A 20,911-nucleotide genomic window follows, 5' to 3' on the forward strand; every position below is an offset into this window, starting at 1 on the left:
TGGTTAGAAGCGGACGTATAAGCAAGGGACCGTAGAGTGCATGGGGTTCGCACTCGGAGTGTTCATTGCTTATGACGGCAGCTTCTAGGAGCCGCAGCTAGACATAGAAAAGCGAAGTGGGCTTGCTCAGCAACGACAAGCATAAGCAAAAGACCGTAGAGCACATGGTCTTTTGTGCTCGGAGTGTCTATTGCTTATGTCTCGAGTTGCTAGCCCACGCAGCTAGACAAGAAAAGCGAAGGCGACTGATTAGAAACAGACGCATAAGCAAGGGACCGTAGAGTGCATGGGTTTCGCACTCGGTATCGGCCAATCAAGGGATCCAATCCTAAATAGAAAATAATAAAAAAGCCATTACCTTCAATCCAATGAAAGTAACAGCTTGTGTCTTAATTCCGCCCTGCTTGATAAAAGGAATTTGCCAATTTAGCAAACTCGTCCATGGTCAATGATTCACCGCGCCTCATTCCATCAATACCGATTTCCGCAAGCATTGTTGAAATGGTTTCTTTATCATATGCGTTTTTTAAATAGCTTGTTAAATTGTTCCGCAAGGTCTTTCTGCGTTGACTAAAGCATGCTTGAACCATCGAAAAGAAGTAGCTCTCATCAGCAACATATACAGGTGGCTCGTCACGTAAAGTTAATTTAAGTACTGCTGAATCTACATTGGGCTGCGGCATAAACACACGTTTAGGCACGTGCATGACAACCTGAGCTGTCGTATAGTATTGAATAGCAATGGTAAGCGATCCATAGCTTTTTGTGCTCGGTTTTGCCGCCATGCGCTCTGCAACCTCTTTTTGAATCATAACCGTAATACTGTCTACGGGAAGTTTTTCCTGAAGCAATTTGGTCAAAATAGGGGTTGTAATGTAATAAGGTAAATTTGCTACAATATGAACGTCCTGATCAGGACTGAAACTATCCTCTATGGACGCATGTACGTCTGCTTGTAAAATATCCTGATGAATGAGTTTAATATTGTCGTACTGCACCAATGTATCTTCTAATATAGGGAATAATCGTTGATCTATTTCAAATGCTAGTACGTTTTTTGCATGAATCCCCAGTTGTTCTGTTAAAGCTCCAATTCCTGGACCGATCTCAATCACGCCCGACTGTTTATCTATTCCTGCACGATCAATAATATTTTCCAATACATTTGCGTCAATAATAAAGTTTTGTCCTAAACTTTTTTTAAAGAAAAATTTATATTTAGTCAATATTTCCTTAGTTCGTGTTGGTGTTGCAATATATTTAGTGGTCATTATTTTCCTCCTGCAGAACTTGCTGAATAGCTTGTTCAAAGTCCTTGTACGTGATTTGGAACATGGATAAACGTTTAAGCAGCTGTTTTCCATTTGTATGCCCTATCTGTAGTGCTTCACCCAGTTTATCCCTTCTATAGCTTGCTCTTGGTCCACCAATTAAACCGTAATTAAGCAAATCCTTTTTATGAATGTCAGTTTCATGGTGGTTGGTTAATTCATGTACTTCCCCAAGCGCCTTCTGGATGGATGCAATAGAAGCATGTTCTATACCAATACTACCTTTATTATTTTTGGATCGTGCATGCTCACGTGTTAGAAATGCATGCTTACAGCCAGGTACATGCTCATTAATAATGCTGCGAATACGTTGGCCAGGATAATCCGGGTCAGTAAACACAATCACACCGCGTTTTTCCTGTGCATGCCGTATCTGGTTTAATGTAGTTTGGTTTATTGCTGATCCATTTGTTTCAATCGTATCAGCATCAACAGCAAGATGAATCTTGACTGTATCATCCCGTCCTTCGACAACGATAATTTCCTTGATTTTCAAAATGGATTCCTCTATTCCAATATAAAATGCTCCTACCATTTTATCACGGCAGGAGCATGATTATCATATTTTAGTCTAAAATTGTAACTTTTACACTACGTCTGCCAAATGCCATCGCAGCACTTTTGTTTGAAAAATGTATATCAATGCGATTCCCGTGAATATTTCCACCTGTATCAGCAGCCACATATTCTCCGTATCCCTCAATGTAAACATGTGTACCTAGCGGGATGACACTAGAGTCTACCGCGATAACATTTGCACCAGGATTTGCATGCAGGTTAATGCCTGTTGTTGTAAATCCTGAACACCCGGAACAGCTTGCCGTATAGGCGCTTGCAGTCATGTGTAAAACCCGCCCATTTGGTTCTTGTTCTTGCTTTGCTACTGGCTGTTTTTCTAATGCCGTATTACTTTTCGTTGTACTTGCTAATGTAGCCAAATCTGTCCGTTGTTCAGGCGCCTTAGTACCAATGGCAATTACCTTTGTTTTGCTTTCTTCTTTTATTTCTTCAGCAATTAATTCCCTGCCAACTTCCTTACCATTTTCCTTGGTTACTTCGTAGGTTTTAACTACTGTTCCATTTTCTCCTTCAGAAATAATCCGCTCCTCACCTTTAGCAAGCGAACTGTCTTCTTTTCGCTCCGTTTTAAATGCAAGTGGCTCTTTGACAACATCTTCCGCCTTTTTTACTCGAATAATCTTAATCGGTGTATTCGCAGAAACCTGATCGTTCAGGTCAACGTTCATTCTATCCGGTTTGTTTAATGAAATATGATTAGATTTTAATAATTGCTGTACTGTCCCACCGGTATACCAGAGCTTCTGCTTATTGCCGCCATCATTCACTGCTACTTGGAATGCTTTGTCAATTGATAAGGTCAAACCTTCCGTTATTTTTTCGTCAGGTTTATGTGATACATCATCATGCGAGGACGATAAATGATTTTCCTGTAAAAACTCGCCGATTGTATCAGCAAATGTATAATATTCTTTTTCCTGACCGTTAATTGCAACGGTTACATGTGTTGAGTCTTTGTATGTAATCTTCATGCCGTCTGTTATTTCCGTATCGCTTGTATGTGAAATTTTATCATGCTGACCAACCACTATACCTACTTCTTTAAGAAGCTCATTTACCGTATTCGCCTGTGTCTTTACTGTTTCTTTTTCTCCGTCGTTTATCACAGTAACTTCAGCATTTGCAGTTTCCAGTATGAGTAAACTAGAAAAAATAACAAGTGCTAAAACACCAATACTTGAAACAACCAGCTTCATTTTAGATGAAATGGTCTTCATGCTTTTGCCTCCCCCTGTGTCGAGTCGACTATGATTATATAAACAGTTATATTCTAAGTCAAAGTATATAGGGTTACGGTTTCTTTACAATTGGGTTACAAATAATAACCCTGTAATATTTTGTGCTCCAGTTTATCTATAATTCCCTTGATGTATAGGATTCCAGTGACTTTCAGTAATTAAAAAAAGACGGGCATCCAGAGCCCGCCTTCTAAGGTAAACTAGTTTTATTACAGATCCTTAACCAATTTGAAAAAATCTGCGTGCATTTTCCGTGGTAATATTGCTTAATTCCTCAACAGGCATCTGTCGTAATTCCGCTATCTTTTCTGCTACTAATGTTACATAACTTGGTTCATTTCGCTTCCCCGATTGGGATGCGGGGCAAGGAAGGGGGCATCCGTTTCGACCAATAGGCGATCAAGCGGGACTTCAACCGCAACTTCTTTTGGATCGGTTGCATTTTTAAACGTCACCGGTCCCCCAAGTGAGATGTAGAAGTTCATATCTAGACACACCTGCAGGTAATCAACCGTATCGTTATAACAATGCATGATACCGCCAATCTCTTTTGCATCCTCCTCTTGTAAAATAGCAATAATATCTTCTGTTGCTTCACGGTTATGAATGATGATTGGCATGTTCACCTTTTTTGCCAGCTTAATCTGCTTTCTAAACACTTCTTTCTGAACATCCTTTGGTGACTTATCCCAGTGGTAATCAAGTCCCATTTCACCGATTGCAACCACCTTTGGATGTGCCGCTAGCTCCTCTATCCAACGAAGATCATCCTCTGTCATATCAATTGCATCAACCGGATGCCAGCCAACCGCGGCATAAATTGTTTCATGCTGTTCGGCTATTTCAATGGCAAGCGGGATAGTCTCCCGGTCAAATCCGACAACTACCATTTGCGTAACCCCTGCGTCAAACGCGCGCTTAATAACTTCTTCCCGGTCTTCTTCAAATTGCTGTGCATTTAAATGGACATGTGTATCAAATAACATGTGATCACTTCCTTTTTCAACATAAAAGCCTGACTTCTTAAAGCCAGACCTTTATCGATTTTATTTTACAATTGATCCATTTGGTAATGTTTGTTCTACTGTTGCAAGTGCCAGTTTTCCATCGGCATCCTCACCAGAAAGGATCATTCCTTCCGACATTTCACCGCGCAATTTTACTGGTTTTAGGTTAGTCACACATATAACCTTTCTCCCAGTTAAATCCTCTGGATTATAATGCTCCGCAAGACCAGATACTACTTGACGTTTTTCTGAACCTAAATCAAGCTGTAATTTTAACAATTTGTCAGCCTTTTTCATTTTTTCAGCCCGTATGACCTCCGCTACACGCATATCAAGTTTCATAAAATCATCATAGAGGATCAAATCTTTTGTTTCAGATTGCTCAGGCTCTGGTCTTTCCTTTTGTTCTGTCGGATTTTGCATCATTGCTTTAATGGTTTGCACTTCTTCCTCCACATCTAATCGTGGAAAAATTGGATCGCCCTTCGTAACATGAGATCCTTCTGTAATTTGACCAAGTTTATTTATGCTGTCCCATTCTTTAAGCCGATCATCAGAAACACCAATTTGGCGGAAAATCTCGTTGGGGGATTCTGTTAAAAATGGTTTCAGCATAACCCCTATAATACGGAGTGAATCGACTAAATGTGCCATCACATTACCAAGGCGTTCTTTTTTGGCATCATCTTTTGCCAAAATCCATGGCTCCGTCTCATCAATATACTTGTTGGTTCGACTTATCAGCTTCCATAACTCAGCAAGCGCCACAGAAAATTGCATGTTTTCAAGAGAACTCTCCACTTGACTTATCGTTTCTTCTACAAAATTCTCCAGGTTCTCATCAGTATCTGTTTCAGACTTTTTATATGCTGGTATTTCCCCATCAAAATACTTGTCGATCATTGCAACCGTCCGGTTCAGCAAGTTTCCTAAATCATTTGCCAGGTCGTAGTTGGTTCGTTGCACAAACCCTTCAGGTGTAAAGACACCATCTGAACCAAACGGAACTTCACGCAGCAAATAATAGCGCAGGGCATCCAGTCCATAACGATCAATCAACTGGATTGGATCGACAACATTTCCCTTTGATTTCGACATCTTTCCATCCTTCATAAGAATCCAGCCATGGGCAAAAATCTTTTTCGGTAATGGCAGATCTAAAGCCATTAACATTATTGGCCAATAAATGGTATGGAATCGGACAATTTCTTTACTCATCAGATGCACGTCTGCTGGCCAATATTTTTGGAACTTCTCATCATGATCTGTTCCATATCCTAGTGCCGTTATATAATTGCTCAATGCATCAATCCACACGTATATTACATGTTTTGGGTCACTTGGCACCTTGATACCCCAGTCAAAGGACGTCCGTGAAACCGCCAAATCTTCAAGACCAGGTTTGATAAAATTATTAAGCATTTCATTTTTGCGGCTCTCCGGCTGAATAAATTCAGGATGTTCGTCATAATACTGTACCAATCGATCAACATATTTACTCATTTTAAAGAAATATGATTCTTCTTTTACCTTTTCTACTGAATGTCCACAATCGGGGCAATGCCCATTTTCTAACTGGCGTTCGGTGAAAAAAGCTTCACACGATGTACAATACCAGCCTTCATATTGATCTAAATAAATATCGCCCTGCTCGAGCAGCCGTGTAAAGATTTTCTCAACAATTTGCTTATGGCGCTCTTCCGTCGTGCGAATAAAATCATCATTTGTCACTTTAAGCTTTTTCCAAAGTCCCTGAATACCTGCTACAATGTCATCGACATATTCCTTAGGGGATACACCTTTTTCTTCTGCTTTACGCTGGATTTTCTGTCCATGTTCATCTGTACCGGTTAAGTACATCACATCATATCCGCGCATCCGCTTATACCGTGCTATTGCATCGCCAGCAACCGTTGAGTATGCGTGGCCAATATGTAATTTACCACTTGGGTAATAGATTGGTGTTGTAATATAAAATGTCTTTTTTTCATTTACCATGGAACTACCTCCTCTTTTCTGCTGCATTTCCTCACGTTTCGATTTTAAAACTAATTCTATTGTAGCGATTTTATCATAAGATTTCCATATCGGTTAACCGATATCATATATATTGCTTTAAAAACCTTGGATTATCGCCAAAAAGCTAATTGGTGAATCCTTAGATTTTTTATACTTAAGTCCTTTAAATCTTTATGGTTTTCTTTAAGTGCAAAATCATTAATAATTATTTTGCTGAAAACAAGTTTTCACATTTATTTCTATTTTTACTAAATAGCAATTGACACTTATGGAAAACGTTGGTACTATAATGCATAGAAGTATGTCGAATATTGACGAATATAAAATCTTTTTTATTCTTCGTGAAGGGAGAAAGAACATGAAATCAACCGGTATTGTCCGCAAGGTCGATGAACTTGGTCGAGTAGTTATCCCGAAGGAACTTAGAAAAACACTTGATATCAATGAAAAAGATCCATTGGAAATTTATGTCGATAATGACAAGATCTTATTCAAAAAATACAAACCAAGCATGGCATGCCATATCACTGGTGAAACCTCCGATGAAAATTTATCATTAGCAAATGGTAAATTAATTCTTAGTCCTGATGGCGCAAAAGAATTAGTCAAAGAAATACAAAATCGTTTAAGCTTATAACAGACATATTCCTATCTAGTTAGGAAGGACTGATCAGGTTTATCAGTCCTTTTTTTATGGCCATTTTCGTTGTTTTTGACACAAAATATATAAACTACGACGTAACTATAGGAGTATAAGTCACCGCTGCTTAAAAAACACTGCGCTTTCATGGCCTCCTCGAGCTTACGCTGAGGGCACTGAAAAAGGTATAGATAATACACAAATAGGTGAATCTATCATTGCATCTTGAATATACTGCGCTTTCCGCGGGCGAGTGACGAGCCTCCTCGGACTGCCGTCCTCCGGGGTCTCGCCGATCTCTCACTTCCCGCAGGAGTCTCCGTATATTCAAGATGCTAGGTAAAGGTGAAAAACTAAATTTTTAAAATCCACCACTTTTTCAGTACCCTTCTTATGCTTTCGGGGTCCCACCTATGCCTATCATCTAGGGGGCGACTACTGCTCGCAGTTATAATTATTGAAGAATGAGGAAATCGTTTATGACATTATAGTAGCACTCAAACCTAGCGAAGGAAAAACACGGAGACTCCTGTGGGAGCAGAAGCCTAGATGAGACCCCGGAGAGCGTAAGCTCGAGGAGGCTCAGCAGCTGCCCACGGAAAGCGCAGTGTTTTTCCGTAGCGGTCGTTGGACCACCAAACATGATTATTAGAATACGTCGCAGTTTATATCAACTGCGGTCTATTCAATATGATATTGCTGGTAAACTTCCCGCTTTGGCATTTGCCGCTCTGTTGCAACTTTTTTAATAGCATCCTTACTCGGATTACTTTCATTTTCCATATAATAATTCACATGCTCTACTACTGATAAGTGGCTCCACCATAACTCTTCTGTTGAAATAGAATCTTCCTTATTACCTTCCACAACAACGCAAAACTCACCTTTTAGTTCTGTTTGCTTAGTCCATTCCATTATTTCACTAACAGTACCACGAATATACTCCTCAAACCGCTTCGTTAGCTCCCTGGCAAGGGTGATTTGCCGATCACCAAGCTGTTCATAAATAGCTGATACCGTCTCCTTTAATCGATAGGGCGATTCATAGAATAACAAACTTGGCCGCATTGGTTTTAACCGTTCTAACTCCTTTAGCCTGTCCTTCTTTTTTCTTGGCAAAAAGCCATAAAATAAAAATTCATCCGTTGCTAAACCAGAACCGATGAGTGCGCATACCGCTGCATTAGCCCCTGGCAAAACTACTACTGGAATATCCGCTTTGACTGCTGCTTGTACCATTTCATAGCCTGGATCAGAAATGCCGGGCATACCCGCATCACTTACAAATGCAATTGAATCACCTGCTTCCAATCGTTCCAACAGCTGTTCGCCACGTGATTCCTTATTATGATCATGGTAGCTAATCAATTGAGTGTGGATATCAAAGTGAGTCAAAAGTTTTTTCGTATTACGTGTGTCTTCAGCTGCTATCAAGGATGCTGATTCCATCACTTTCAATGCCCTGAAGGTGATATCTTCCAAATTCCCAATAGGCGTTGGCACTATATATACTGTCCCCTTTTCCGTTGATTCAAAGCTCTTTTGTGTTTTCATCTTGACGCACCCCCTGTTTATACGTGGAAATTAAGTGTTCTTTTTTCCTTTTCGAAAGCTGTTTAATGGCATATTCTTTCTTTAAAGCTTCTTCTTTTGTTGGAAACCGTTGAATATATTCTACCCGAAAAGGACCTCGACCGCGTGTATACTTTGCCCCTTTTCCCGACTCATGCATATGCAATCTCTTTGATAAATCATTTGTATAGCCTGTATACAAAGTCGAATCATTGCATTTTAACATATAAACGACATGGTCATTTTTTCCCATATATAATTTCCTCAGCTTCTGCCGTATACGAATTGTCATCATTATAAATATATAATGGGGGTAAAATGGTAAGATCAGTTTTACCATCCCGTACACCTTCTACTAATAACGTATTTGCATCACGGCCTTTTTTAGGGTACACAAGCCGCATTCGTTTCGGTTCAAGTTTATATTTACGAAACAGTGTAAGAATGTCAACAAGCCTGCCGGGGCGGTGAACCATTGATACTTTACCACCTGGGCGTACATGGAGCTTGCATGCCTTCACAACATCTTCTAAGGTACAATATACTTCGTGGCGTGCAATAGTTAAATGGTCATTTTTATTATGTTCAGTGGTCGCCGGGGTTTTAAAATATGGTGGGTTGCATGTTACAACATCAAATTTGCTATGTCCAAGTTCTGCGTGCATATTAGTTAAATCTCCGTGAATCATCGTGATTTGATCATGCAGATTATTCAACTGCAGACTGCGTGTAGCCATATCATAAAGCCGCTTCTGAATCTCTACACCGGTTATATGTGCACGCGACCTTCTAGACAACAGCAGGGGAACAACGCCATTTCCACTGCACAAATCCAATAGTTGTCCCTTTTTAACAGGAACAAAAGTAAAATGTGCAAGCAGTACAGCATCAAGCGAAAAAGAGAAAACAGTTGGACTTTGGATAATTTGTAAATCATCTTCTATTAATAAATAATCAAGTCGTTCATCGTCAAATAATTGTACCATTCCTTAAATCCCTTCCCATATGTATAGAAAAGCTGTCCCTACTTGTCCTAAATTAAGACAACGAGACAGCTGGTTGATTAACTTATTTATTCTTATTTAAAAATAACAAACAAAATAGACAATCTTCATCCTGTCTTGGACTTCCAAAGTGAACATTGCAGATATGAAAACCTTCTTCATAAAGCCTTGCTAAGTTATCATACCCTTCACCAGGTATTTCATTAGTGGCCTGGTCATTCCTTTTTTCTTCATCGCTAGTTTCATTTTCCTCTAAGCGATTGCGTAGATGATGGTTTTCCATTGCTAATCGATGATTTTCTTCGAGCAAATTCCCTAGATGATCCTTTAAATCACCAAGCTGCTCATAAAGTTCGCCTATTCGCTTTTCCATATCGGATACCTGTTCAAACACTTCTCGCCTATTCACGCCACCATTCACCCCACTATTCTGTGGCTTGCGCTTTAATTATTCCTTCATCGATTAACTCATCTAATGTATACTCGATTACCCGCTCTTTTTCAGGAAGTTCGATTTGGACAACGCGTTCAAGGATGTTCATCCCTACTACTTTTCCCCTGCCAAATGGTGTTGTTACCTTTTCATATAAATCGGGAAGTTTGCGTTTTGCCGTTTCGTATTCATCATTTTCATATTTCAAGCAGCACATCAATCGACCACATAACCCAGAAATTTTTGCTGGGTTCAGGGATAAATTCTGGTCTTTGGCCATTTTAATAGAAACTGGTTCAAAATCGCCTAAAAATGTTGAACAGCAAAGCATACGCCCGCATGGACCGATTCCCCCAAGCATTTTTGCCTCATCACGGACACCAATTTGACGCAGTTCTATTCTTGTTTTAAATAAAGCTGCCAAATCCTTTACCAAATTACGAAAATCTACCCGTCCATCAGCAGTAAAGTAAAAGATAATTTTATTTCGGTCAAATGTATATTCTACCTCTACTAGATTCATATCTAATTTATGTTCAATAATCTTATCCGCACATGTTTGAAATGCAGTTTCAGATTGTTGTTGATTTTCAACTACTGTCATTTTATCCTTTTCATCTGCCAGACGAATGACTTTTTTAAGTGGAAGAACAACATCCTCTTCGTCCACATGTTTGCTTGTGATAACAACCTTGCCAAACTCGATACCTCGAACCGTTTCCACGATGACATAGCCATCTAAGGTTATATCGTGATCTCCCGGGTCGAAGTAATATATTTTACCCGCCTTTTTAAAACGGACACCAATAACTTCGATCAATTAAATCACCTCTGTATATGAAGTGTAAGCTGTTCCATAACCAATGAAGGATGGACATTTTGCTTCAACTTTCGTTTTGCCTGAAGAATGTTTTCTAAGATTGTCAGTAACTTCATTTTTGGGAAATACAATGCCGCTTTTTCAAGACCCGAATCCTGTTTACGATACAGGATTAGAGATTGATACTCAAGATGGAAATAAAGGATATCCTTGAATGCTAATAGTAACAAGTCAAGGCCTTGATCCAGCTGGTCCCGTTCCTTGAAGTGGACTAACCACTGATTATGAATATATAAATATACTTCTTCAGGTTTCACGATAAACATTTCTATCAATTGTACCACTAATTTTCGCGCCTGTGCAAACCACTCATCCGCATTCAGAGCAATTGCTTCGTCCAAATTATTGGTAATAGCACCCACTAAGGCAGCATTGTCCTCGGAAACACCAGCTTCCAGTAATTGTTTATGAAATTGCATTGGATTTAATGGACGCAAATCAAGAATCTGACAGCGGGAACGAATAGTCGATAAAATAGATTGACTGTTTTCCGTAAGCATAATTGCAGTTGTATCCAGACTTGGTTCCTCCAGAAATTTCAAAATGCGGTTTGCGGCATTGGTAGTTAAAGTATCTGCGTCTTTAATAACATAAACTTTACGGCTGGACTCAACCCCACTATATTTGAATTCCTTTTGTAATTGATCAATTTGTTCTTTTTTAATGGAAAGGCCATCTGGCTCAATCCAATGTACATCTGGATGATTACCCGAATCAATCCGTTTACATGCCAGGCAATTGCCACAGGGATTGACGTCTATTCTATTTTCACAAAACAATACCTTTGCAAGTAAACGTGCAATCGCCTCCTTGCCAGTACCTCGTTCACCATGAATAAGGTAGGCATGAGAAATGCGGTTTTTTTGAATACTATTTGTCATGATTTTACTTGCTAATGGTTGAATGTCAGCTATTTCAGACCATGTCTTCATATATTTCCGTCCTTAATCTTTTAGATATACAAACTTTGTCCAGCTGCGGCTTCTAGAAGCTGCCGTTTTTCTTTTTAAAATTGGAAGAATGATTCGATTGGTAATATAAATACAGTTGCACCGCCGACTTCAACTTGCACTGGTTTTGGGATATACGAATCGGCATTACCGCCCATTGGAGAAATTGGTGCTACCATTTGTTCACGCTGTGAGCAGTTATCACGGATAATATCCAGTGCTTCATCCAAATATTCATCCTGACAACCAATCATTAAAGTCGTATTTCCTTCTTTTAGGAAACCTCCAGTTGTAGCAAGCTTCGTCGTTTTAAAGTTCTCATCACCTAAAGCATCCACCAATCGGTTGGAATCCTTATCCTGTACAACCGCAATAATTAATTTCATCACATAACCCTCCCTTTTTTCTTATAGTTTAGATATAAAATGATCAATCTTTTTCATTACTTCTATTTTAACCTGTTCTAGTGGTAATTCTGCATCAATGACCTGAATACGTTCCGGAAACTTTTTCACAAGCAGGAGATAGGCTTCATACACCTGTTCATGAAAATGCAGATCCTCTAAATCTAAACGGTTCTTCTCTCTATCTTTATTCGCGATAATCCGCTCTAATCCCTTTTTTGGTTCAATATTAAAAAATAAAGTTAAATCAGGCATACAATTTTGAATAGCGAATTGATTGATTGTGAATACCTGATCGATTCCAAGTCCCCTTGCATATCCCTGATAAGCCAAACTGCTGTCAATGAACCGATCACACAATACAATTTTTCCTTGTTCCAGTGCGGGTAACACTTTCTCCATTAAATGCTGCCTTCTTGCTGCTGCATATAACAACGCCTCTGTTCGAGGATCCATTGCGGTATGCTCTTTATCCAAAATAATATGTCTGATTTTCTCAGCAATTTCGATTCCACCTGGTTCTCTTGTTGCTAAGACACTATAGCCTTTTTCTACTAATGTCTGTTCTAATAATTGAAGAATGGATGTCTTGCCAGCGCCATCTCCACCTTCAAGTGTTATAAAGTATCCACTCACAAGGGGTTATCTCCTTTATATATATATATTCCTTTAGCAATATCGTCTGTTTGGATGTTAGCGCCTTGTTCCATAAGTTCTGTCAGTAAAACGATATGGTCCACTGTTATCCGCTCCCCTTTTATCAGTATTGGAACACCTGGAGGATATGGAATAATTGAATCAGCTGCAACTTCCCCAATTGCCTTTTCAACAGAAACTCGAATTGCCTTTCGCTTATTCATTTGCTGATAATCCATTGACAGTTCATCAATGGGTCTAGGAAATAGCTTTCCTATATCTATTGTAGCATGCTTGTCCATCATTTTTAATTGTTCCGATATTCTTTTTACTGATACATTCAATTGATCTTTTTCCTGGAATGCCGCAAGTCCGTGAACAAATAAAACCTGATTATGTGTTGCCAATTCAGGATAGATACGATTCTTTTCAAATGCCTTTGCAACAGTGAATCCGGACATTCCAGCTTGCACTTGCAATGTTATTTTTAAAGGATCATCCTTTTCTGTTTCAGGTAAAACGCTCCATAGGTTGCCAGCAGTCAGAATAGACCTTACCTGACGTACACTCTCAAGAATACCCTCCACACCTTCCCTCTTTAGCCGAGCCAAAAAAGACCTGGCAATGTCAAGGGATGCCATTAATGGATACGAAGGGCTGCTGGACTGGATTATTTGTAAAAAATGCCTGACCCGATGCGTTGAAACTGCATTGGTCCTCATATGTAGATAGGAACTCATGGTCATACTTGGAGCCATTTTATGTGCAGATTGAACGACAAGGTCTGCTCCTAACTCCAAGGAAGACGGCGGAAAAGGAGCTCCCAACGAAAAATGAACACCATGTGCTTCGTCAACTAATACCGGGATTCCATGTTGATGCGCATAATCAATTATTGTCTTCATATCGAATGTTTTTCCAAAATAATCGGGATAGGTTAAAACCAACCCTTTTGCATCGGGATGCGAATCAATTGCTTGTTTGATAGATTCAATCTTCGGAGCAGTGTAACGATCAACTGTTTCATCATATTCTGGAGCGACAAATATCGGACGAGCGCCAGATAACTCGAGCCCATTCATTACTGATTTATGACAATTCCGCTGGACGATTAGTTTATCGCCAAGGGAACAGCTAGAAAGGATCATCGCTAAATTCCCAGCTGTACTGCCCCCCACTAAAAAAAATGTGTAATCAGATTTGAAATAATCAGCCGCAAGTAATTCTGCCTGGTGAATTACCCCATCCGGTGCGTGTAAATCGTCCAATCCAGTAAGCTCGGTTGCATCAATGGACAAAACATCTGCATAAACATCTTTTGCATAGGGTGGAAACAATGATCCATGTTTATGCCCTGGAACATGAAACGAAATCGGTTTATTATTTTTAAAGGTAACTAATTTTGTATATAACGGTGTTTCAGTGTAATCATATTCCATCTTCATCCCCCGTATTCCCTATTCAGGCGTTTCCTTATCTTTATCTGTCCTTTTCCAGTGTGGCACGTTATCATCTTCATCAAATTCAATAATAACCTCTGTTACACCTTTTTCCTCTAAAATTCTTTCTTCAATACTGTCGCGGATATCATCCGCCTCAGCAACCGTCATTGATGGGTCAAGCTCTATCTTTAATTCTACATGTAATTCCTCACCCTCTTTGATTACCATCAAATCCTGGATATCCTTAACATGCGGGTCTTCAATAACCAGTTCCCCAATCTTATCTTCCATTTTCTCGTCCGAAACACCTAATACCCCAGCAGCGTTGTCAAGGAACACACGTCCTACCACGAAAAACAACATCAGACCGATGATAACGGAAGCATAACCTTCCGCTTCACCAAATGGCGTGTATGTTCCAATAAGGATTGCAATAATAGCAATAATAGCACCACTAGTCGCAACCATGTCTTCCAGGAACACAAGTTTAGTTGCAGGCTTCGCTTCCCGTACATGTTTGAAACTTTCCGAAATGATTTTAAATCCTTTTATATCTCCATCCGACTTATCATCCGTTATTTCTTTCATTGCTTTTACTAAAACGATACCTTCCAATATTGCCGCCACCCCAAGTACCGCTATATTTAGCCACATCCATGACCCCGATTCCAATGGATCAATAATATGAATGATGCCTTCTTTTATCGTTTCATAAGCAAGGATTCCAACAATTAATACAGCACCAAGTAAAACCAAGTTGACCAACCGTGCGAAGCCCCCGGGAAAACGGTCAGTTGGTGCCTTTTTACTCAAAGCCGATCCAGTAAATACAAAAAATTGATTGGCAGTATCCCCTATGCTATGCATCATTTCCGCAAACATCGCCACATTACCTGTAACAAAATAGGTAATACCTTTAATAATGGCTATAATCGCGTTCATGACAGTTGCCCATAAAGCAGATCTACTGCCCTTTTTTAATAGCTTGAAAAATTCCTTCATATTCTGCTCCTTCCTAGCTGCAAAATAATTTTTATCCACTGTCATATTGTGCCAAATTGCCTCATTCTTATTAATTAGGTTACCAATATAGCCTAAAAAAAACCATTATTAGAAAAGCGGAAGCGCTGGACATATTTTTTAACCACAAAAAAAGCCTTTGCAAGAACATCGCAAAAGCCTAAGCATTTTCTATGAATATAACCTTGGTTGATTCATATTCTTTAATTTTTGTAAATAATAATTGTACTTTTCTTCTCTCGGCTCCGTGTGAATAATATTTTGTTCACACTCACAACAGATAAATAGTGTGTATAAATGAATTCCTCTTTCTTTTTCTTCCTCGCAAATGCCACAGCATTCCTTTGCAATTGTTGTTGTTTTCATTTCCCCACCTCCGTTAGTTTAGTCTCTCCTAATCTAACGAATTATATACATGAATTCTTTTAAACAATGAAACTTGCTACGTTAAAGTATATGAGGAAACTTTAAAAAAAGTGTCTGTACTACACAATTAGAAAAATTTGAATGGCTGTAAGGGAGGCCAGACCAAATATACCTAAAAAGCCCGCAATTGCTGTGGTAAAGAGATTGATAGGTACGTGAAGGCCGATTGCCCCACCAAAAACATTCAAAAAGAATAAAAACAATACACCAATAGCTAATTTCACTATACCCTGCCCAAGAAATCGCATGGGCTTAACCGGGGCACCTACGAATAAAACCAGCACAATTAATCCAACCAATATTGAAATAATGATTGTCGAACTCATAACAAACCTACTCCTTCCCTTGTCCCCTTTTTACTACATATGAAAAGAAACAAGGAAAAAGACCAAATTGTTATAATTAATCATAGCGAATAGCACTTATTTTACGATGTCTTGCTTCCCGCAGTAAAAATAAATATTTTGCCTGTGCAAATTTTTCTTTATATACTGCCGTTGTTGTTGGCTCGATACTTTTTTCAACGATTGATTCGATACTTTTCCATTCTCGTTCAAGAACAAAAATTGTATCAAGCAATTCCTCATCAACATATCTTTTTTTTATTTTTCTCCCCATGCTTTCACCTAACTTCTACAGTTCTCTTCGTCCCTCTAACGCCTTAGATAGAGTTACTTCGTCCGCATATTCCAAATCACCGCCAACTGGTAATCCATGGGCAATTCTTGTTGTGCGAATGCCCGACGGCCTGACTAAACGTGAAATATACATCGCAGTTGCTTCTCCCTCGATGTTTGGGTTTGTAGCCAGAATTAATTCTTCTACATCTTCGTCCTTTAGACGTTTAATTAAATCAGGTACATTTATATCCTCTGGCCCAATACCATCCATAGGTGAAATAGCACCATGGAGCACATGATACTTCCCTCTAAATTCCTTCATTTTTTCCATCGCGATTACATCCTTTGGATCCTGCACTACACAAATAATCGACTGATCGCGTGTGTTATCCTGACAAATCGAACATGGATCCTGATCTGTAATATGCCCGCATATCGAACAATGGGTAAGTTCGCGCTTGGCATTTACCAAGGCATTCGCGAAATTAAGTACATCATCATCCTTCATATTAATAACAAAAAAAGCCAGCCGGACTGCAGTTTTCGGTCCGATCCCTGGCAATTTTGTGAAACTGTCAATCAGTTTGGAAATCGGTTCTGGATAATACATCAACGTGCCTCCTAGAACATTCCTCCAGGTAAATTCATTCCTTTTGTGAATTGTCCCATAGTATCATTTGTTTTATCTTCAATTTGCTTCAATACATCGTTTGTTGCGGCTAAGATTAAATCCTGAAGCATTTCCAAGTCATCCGGATCCACAACTTCCTCCTTAATCTGTACATCCGTGATTTCTTTTTTACCGTTAGCAGATACAGTAACCATTCCACCGCCAGCTGTGGCTTCAAATGTCATCTCATGTAATTCATCCTGAGCTGCCATCATTTTCTTTTGCATTTTCTGCATTTGTTTCATCATATTTCCCATGTTACCCTTCATTGTTATTCCTCCTTGAAATTAGTATCAGGCGTATTGTACTGCCCGCAACTATAAATAGTATGTTCTTATATCAACCAATTTTATAATATATCGGCTATTATTCAAATATAACCGCTGATCCCGAAAATATATACGTTTTGATTGTCCAGCTGCCGCTCCTATAAGCTGCCATCATAAGCAATGGACACTCCGAACGCTTAAACCCTTGCGTTCTTCGGTCCCTTGCTTATGCGTCCGCTTCTAACCAGTCGCCTTCGCTTTTCTTTGTCCAGCTGCGGCTCCTAGCGGCTAGCAAATAGTTAGTCCTGATGAATGTGCGTAAAGTTCGACGCACCTTCACAGTCCTATCTATTTGTACGCCACTAACCAGTCGCCTCCGCTTTTCTTTTAATCATGAATTTCTAACAGGTCGTCTCCAACAAGCTTTCTTGCTTCTTCAATAAGTGGATCTGATGTTTCTTCCTGTTGGTTAGTTGTTGTTTCCTGTTTGTTTACATATTCATTTCGCAATTCCTGCCAATTATTTTCTGGGATAGGAATAATGGTTAGTTCCTTACCAATTGACTTTGCTAAAACAGCTTCAACTGTCTCCTGATTATCTAAAAATAAGGAGCAATGTATTTCATATTTAAATGCAACAACTAGTGCTTTATCAGACGCTGCAGCAGGTTTACTATCCTGGATTGTCGCATGGGCGGGCGCATTTGCCGTCTTTAATGAACTTAAAAAAGATCCCCATTGTGACTGAACTTGTTTTAAGGAAGATTTCTCAGCTTCCCGCAAAACATTACGAATTTTTTCGTACGGCGTTTTGTAGCTATTTTTTGAGGCGCGAGGTTTGGTTCGCCTTGATTCTCTTGGCGGGGCAGAATTAGCTGCCGGTGCCTGGCCCTTCCATTTCTCTAGCTCTTTTTCTAGCATATCCACTTTATTTGCCAATTTTTGCAGCGATTCATCATTAACCACTGGATTCACAGGCTTCTCGTCGGCAGCTTGGTTACTTTCGTTTGCAGAAAGACTTAAAATGGCAATTTCAATAAATACTTTCGGGCTATTACTCCATTTAATTTCCTGCTGGCATTGATTCAACTCCATGATTGCATGCTGAATCCAGTCAACAGTGACAAGACGGGAAAGTTCCTTAAACCGTTCATCGATCATGGCACGCTCTAGAATTCCTTCCAGCGACGGAGCGCTTTGATAGAGCAGCAAATCGCGCAGAAAATAAATAAGATCAAATACAAACCTGCCTGGGTCTTTTCCATTTTGAATAATGTCATCGAGCAGCTTCAACGCACCCTGAACATTATGCTCAAACATTTCTTGTACAATATCTGTAAGAACTTGTTGTGAAACGCCACCTGTGACAGCAAGCACGTCCTGTAATGTAACTTGGTCCCCGCTGTATGATATAGCCTGATCTAGAATACTTAAAGCATCACGCATTCCACCTTCAGCAGCCAATGCCACTGTTTCAAGTGCCTCAGGTGATACAGTTATTTCTTCCTGTTCCATAATCGCACGCATTCTTTCCACAATTGCCTGACTCGTAATTGGTTTAAAATCAAAGCGCTGACAACGGGAAATAATTGTTAACGGGATTTTATGCGGTTCAGTTGTCGCCAAAATAAATACGACATGTTTAGGCGGCTCTTCCAATGTTTTTAAAAGCGCGTTAAAAGCGTTAACAGAGATCATATGAACTTCATCAATAATGTACACCTTGTAGGGAACGACACTTGATGCATATTTCACCTTGTCACGTATTTCTCGGATATCCTCAACACTCGTATGTGACGCAGCATCCATTTCAATAATGTCCGAAATCGAACCGTCCTGTATTCCACGGCATGATGCACATTCATTGCATGGTTCACGAACTGGCGCTTTTTCACAATTAATTGTCTTGGCAAAAATTTTGGCAGCACTTGTCTTTCCAGTACCACGCGGGCCTGAAAATAAATATGCATGCGAAAACTTTTCCTGTTCAATTGCATTTTGCAATGTGCGTGTTATATGTGATTGTCCCACGACATCCGTAAAGCTCCGCGGACGCCATACACGATATAATGCTTGATAGCTCATAATGGCTGTTCCCCTTTATTATTTCAATCTAATTATACCCGAATTTGGGGGTGAATGTGAACCATTGCGATTAATTATTCGAATCATATGTTAGAAAACCTTGGCTATTCTTGCGATGTAACCAAAAATCATGTTTAGTGGCCCTAATGGCTAATTTTTATACTTAGACCTTTAAGTGTAAAAAAGCCTTTGCCAGGTACATCTGACAAAGGCTTTATTCTTTATGTAATACCGTGCACCTACCATCGATATGGCAACCCTATGCGTAACGCAAGTTCATGGCTCGGCCTAGGCTTCCCTGCGGCACACAGAAATGATCACTTACTGCTGCTTCCTTCCGGACCTGACAGAATTCATGAGTTTCTATTGCGCAGGACCTAAGCGTCAACACCAATTCCTTACGGCAGACCATAAAGTCGTCATACCTCAGATAGGAATTCGGTCTCGCTATAGCGGATTGCGAGTACAGGGCACCGCTACCTCCCCACTTAGCACGGCATGTTTTATTATAACGATTTTATACGAAGAATGCAATAGAAAACCAAAAGGAGAAATTTAGCAATCACCTTTTTTCCTTTTCGCCCGCAGTTCCCGGAAAAAACGGCTTAACAGTTGGCTGCATTCTTTCTCCATTACACCACTTTTCAGTTCTACCAAATGATTAAACCGGCTGTCATCCAGCAAATTCATTAAAGAACCCGCACATCCCGCCTTAGGATCAAAAGCACCAAAAACAACCCGTTTAATTCTGGATTGGATGATGGCGCCAGCACACATTGGACAAGGTTCTAACGTGACATACAGAGTACAATCTTCTAATCGCCAGCTCCCAATTTTTCGATTCGCCTCCTGAATTGCAATGAGTTCAGCATGGGACAGCGTTGATTGTACTGTCTCACGGATATTGTGACCCGTTGCAATTACTTTGTTCTGAAAAACAATGACCGCGCCAATAGGTACCTCATTTTTTTCTTTTGCCAGCATTGCTTGGTTAATCGCTTCTTGCATAAATACCTCATCCACAAAATGACACCTCCCTTAGAAATTCTTAATCATGTCTTACGTGTTAAAAAGTTTTAAAAATTGGGTTTAGGATAAGAATAGAATAGATAAATTTTTTATAGATTACAAAGAAGGAGTTTTTTTATGGAAAAATCTCTGCAAGATACAGCTGTTGTTTTTATTGATTTAATTAATGACTTTAATTTTGAACGTGGTGAAAAACTTCTGAAGCATACAAAAGAAATCTTACCCCATTTAAAAAAACTTAAAAACCATGCTAGGGAAAATAATATCCCAGTCATTTACGTAAATGATCATTATGGGCTATGGCAAGCAGATTATCATAAGATTATTGACCAATGTATGAATGATAAAAGTCAAGAAATAATCACTGAAGTGAAGCCTGATCAGAACGATTACTTCCTAATTAAACCAAAGCACTCTGCTTTCTTTCAAACTCCTTTACAGTCTTTACTGTTAGAACTTGGAAAAACTAACCTCATCTTAGCGGGTATTGCTGGTGACATATGTATTTTATTTACAGCCAAAGATGCTTATATGTACGAATATTCTCTTGAAGTCCCCGAAAATTGTACAGCTTCGAATGAAGAACAGGGGAATGAATACGCTTTGTACTTAATGCGCTCCGTTATGGATGCAAAAACCGACGCTATTTAAATCATA

The 20,911-nt window shown here is 39.4% G+C and carries 23 protein-coding genes, 1 other RNA gene and 1 pseudogene; 2 read left to right on the forward strand and 23 right to left on the reverse strand.

The annotated features are described in order from the left end of the window. Window positions 1–389 precede the first annotated feature (389 nt). The 5 genes and pseudogenes from rsmA to metG all read right to left on the reverse strand — a co-directional run bounded on the left by rsmA (window position 390) and on the right by metG (window position 6,153). Window positions 390–1,271, reverse strand: coding sequence for a 16S rRNA (adenine(1518)-N(6)/adenine(1519)-N(6))-dimethyltransferase RsmA (gene rsmA / locus CFK37_RS05895; RefSeq protein WP_089060981.1), 882 nt, complete (start codon window positions 1,269–1,271; stop codon window positions 390–392). Then, the gene (gene rnmV, locus CFK37_RS05900) at window positions 1,261–1,827 is read right to left on the reverse strand and encodes a ribonuclease M5 (RefSeq protein WP_089060982.1); all 567 of its coding nucleotides are present in this window, start codon (window positions 1,825–1,827) and stop codon (window positions 1,261–1,263) included. Before rnmV ends, rsmA begins: the two co-directional genes overlap by 11 nt. 70 nt (window positions 1,828–1,897) lie before the next feature. Beyond that, window positions 1,898–3,127: a resuscitation-promoting factor gene (locus CFK37_RS05905; protein ID WP_089060983.1), complete on the reverse strand. Its 1,230-nt coding sequence runs from the start codon at window positions 3,125–3,127 to the stop codon at window positions 1,898–1,900. Window positions 3,128–3,436: 309 nt separating this feature from the next. Further along, window positions 3,437–4,134 (reverse strand): annotated as a pseudogene (locus tag CFK37_RS05910) (TatD family hydrolase); the annotation flags it as partial. 60 nt (window positions 4,135–4,194) lie between these two features. Continuing rightward, complete coding sequence (gene metG / locus CFK37_RS05915; protein ID WP_089060984.1) at window positions 4,195–6,153, reverse strand: methionine--tRNA ligase; 1,959 nt, start codon at window positions 6,151–6,153, stop codon at window positions 4,195–4,197. 379 nt (window positions 6,154–6,532) lie between these two features. Between metG and CFK37_RS05920 the strand changes: the two genes are divergently transcribed. Further along, window positions 6,533–6,811, forward strand: coding sequence for a transition state genes transcriptional regulator AbrB (locus CFK37_RS05920; protein WP_089060985.1), 279 nt, complete (start codon window positions 6,533–6,535; stop codon window positions 6,809–6,811). 684 nt (window positions 6,812–7,495) lie between these two features. Here CFK37_RS05920 and rsmI read toward each other — a convergent pair. The 18 genes from rsmI to tadA form a co-directional block, all read right to left on the reverse strand. After that, a complete protein-coding gene (rsmI, locus tag CFK37_RS05925) occupies window positions 7,496–8,368 on the reverse strand; it encodes a 16S rRNA (cytidine(1402)-2'-O)-methyltransferase (RefSeq protein WP_089060986.1) in 873 nt (290 codons plus the stop codon). Next, window positions 8,346–8,639 (reverse strand): GIY-YIG nuclease family protein, encoded by a 294-nt coding sequence (locus tag CFK37_RS05930; protein ID WP_089060987.1) that lies wholly within the window; start codon window positions 8,637–8,639, stop codon window positions 8,346–8,348. The genes rsmI and CFK37_RS05930 overlap by 23 nt, the downstream gene beginning before the upstream one ends. Then, window positions 8,626–9,372 carry a tRNA1(Val) (adenine(37)-N6)-methyltransferase gene (locus CFK37_RS05935; protein ID WP_089060988.1) on the reverse strand — a complete coding sequence of 249 codons (747 nt, stop codon included), beginning with the start codon at window positions 9,370–9,372 and terminating at the stop codon, window positions 8,626–8,628. Before CFK37_RS05935 ends, CFK37_RS05930 begins: the two co-directional genes overlap by 14 nt. Before the next feature lie 82 nt (window positions 9,373–9,454). Continuing rightward, the gene (gene yabA / locus CFK37_RS05940; protein ID WP_089060989.1) at window positions 9,455–9,799 is read right to left on the reverse strand and encodes a DNA replication initiation control protein YabA; all 345 of its coding nucleotides are present in this window, start codon (window positions 9,797–9,799) and stop codon (window positions 9,455–9,457) included. A gap of 16 nt (window positions 9,800–9,815) precedes the next feature. Next, entirely contained in the window at window positions 9,816–10,643 is an 828-nt protein-coding gene (locus tag CFK37_RS05945) for a PSP1 domain-containing protein (protein WP_089060990.1), read from the reverse strand. A gap of 5 nt (window positions 10,644–10,648) precedes the next feature. Continuing rightward, window positions 10,649–11,635 carry a DNA polymerase III subunit delta' gene (holB, locus tag CFK37_RS05950; RefSeq protein WP_089060991.1) on the reverse strand — a complete coding sequence of 329 codons (987 nt, stop codon included), beginning with the start codon at window positions 11,633–11,635 and terminating at the stop codon, window positions 10,649–10,651. A 74-nt stretch (window positions 11,636–11,709) separates the two neighbouring features. Continuing rightward, window positions 11,710–12,039 carry a cyclic-di-AMP receptor gene (locus tag CFK37_RS05955; RefSeq protein ID WP_089060992.1) on the reverse strand — a complete coding sequence of 110 codons (330 nt, stop codon included), beginning with the start codon at window positions 12,037–12,039 and terminating at the stop codon, window positions 11,710–11,712. 21 nt (window positions 12,040–12,060) lie between these two features. After that, window positions 12,061–12,693 (reverse strand): dTMP kinase, encoded by a 633-nt coding sequence (tmk, locus tag CFK37_RS05960; RefSeq protein ID WP_089060993.1) that lies wholly within the window; start codon window positions 12,691–12,693, stop codon window positions 12,061–12,063. Next, window positions 12,690–14,132 carry an aminotransferase class I/II-fold pyridoxal phosphate-dependent enzyme gene (locus CFK37_RS05965; protein WP_089060994.1) on the reverse strand — a complete coding sequence of 481 codons (1,443 nt, stop codon included), beginning with the start codon at window positions 14,130–14,132 and terminating at the stop codon, window positions 12,690–12,692. The genes tmk and CFK37_RS05965 overlap by 4 nt, the downstream gene beginning before the upstream one ends. An 18-nt stretch (window positions 14,133–14,150) precedes the next feature. Beyond that, window positions 14,151–15,137 carry a cation diffusion facilitator family transporter gene (locus CFK37_RS05970; protein WP_089060995.1) on the reverse strand — a complete coding sequence of 329 codons (987 nt, stop codon included), beginning with the start codon at window positions 15,135–15,137 and terminating at the stop codon, window positions 14,151–14,153. Window positions 15,138–15,326: 189 nt separating this feature from the next. Beyond that, complete coding sequence (locus CFK37_RS05975) at window positions 15,327–15,521, reverse strand: sigma factor G inhibitor Gin (RefSeq protein ID WP_089060996.1); 195 nt, start codon at window positions 15,519–15,521, stop codon at window positions 15,327–15,329. A gap of 119 nt (window positions 15,522–15,640) precedes the next feature. Beyond that, window positions 15,641–15,907, reverse strand: a complete 267-nt coding sequence (locus CFK37_RS05980) for a pro-sigmaK processing inhibitor BofA family protein (protein ID WP_089060997.1) — start codon at window positions 15,905–15,907, stop codon at window positions 15,641–15,643. 76 nt (window positions 15,908–15,983) lie between these two features. Beyond that, window positions 15,984–16,199: a YaaL family protein gene (locus CFK37_RS05985; protein ID WP_089060998.1), complete on the reverse strand. Its 216-nt coding sequence runs from the start codon at window positions 16,197–16,199 to the stop codon at window positions 15,984–15,986. A gap of 15 nt (window positions 16,200–16,214) precedes the next feature. Continuing rightward, a complete protein-coding gene (recR, locus tag CFK37_RS05990; RefSeq protein ID WP_089060999.1) occupies window positions 16,215–16,811 on the reverse strand; it encodes a recombination mediator RecR in 597 nt (198 codons plus the stop codon). Between the two features lie 11 nt (window positions 16,812–16,822). Then, the gene (locus CFK37_RS05995; RefSeq protein ID WP_342746757.1) at window positions 16,823–17,146 is read right to left on the reverse strand and encodes a YbaB/EbfC family nucleoid-associated protein; all 324 of its coding nucleotides are present in this window, start codon (window positions 17,144–17,146) and stop codon (window positions 16,823–16,825) included. A gap of 381 nt (window positions 17,147–17,527) precedes the next feature. Further along, the gene (gene dnaX, locus CFK37_RS06000; RefSeq protein ID WP_089061001.1) at window positions 17,528–19,225 is read right to left on the reverse strand and encodes a DNA polymerase III subunit gamma/tau; all 1,698 of its coding nucleotides are present in this window, start codon (window positions 19,223–19,225) and stop codon (window positions 17,528–17,530) included. A gap of 231 nt (window positions 19,226–19,456) precedes the next feature. After that, window positions 19,457–19,722, reverse strand: an RNA gene (gene ffs / locus CFK37_RS06005) — signal recognition particle sRNA large type. A 58-nt stretch (window positions 19,723–19,780) separates the two neighbouring features. Continuing rightward, a complete protein-coding gene (tadA, locus tag CFK37_RS06010; protein ID WP_281251604.1) occupies window positions 19,781–20,248 on the reverse strand; it encodes a tRNA adenosine(34) deaminase TadA in 468 nt (155 codons plus the stop codon). Window positions 20,249–20,371: 123 nt separating this feature from the next. Here tadA and CFK37_RS06015 point away from each other — a divergent pair, with 123 nt between their 5' ends. Continuing rightward, window positions 20,372–20,905 (forward strand): cysteine hydrolase family protein, encoded by a 534-nt coding sequence (locus tag CFK37_RS06015; protein ID WP_089061002.1) that lies wholly within the window; start codon window positions 20,372–20,374, stop codon window positions 20,903–20,905. Window positions 20,906–20,911: the final 6 nt, after the last annotated feature.

This window comes from Virgibacillus phasianinus (genome assembly GCF_002216775.1).
Taxonomy (GTDB): domain Bacteria; phylum Bacillota; class Bacilli; order Bacillales; family Amphibacillaceae; genus Virgibacillus_F; species Virgibacillus_F phasianinus.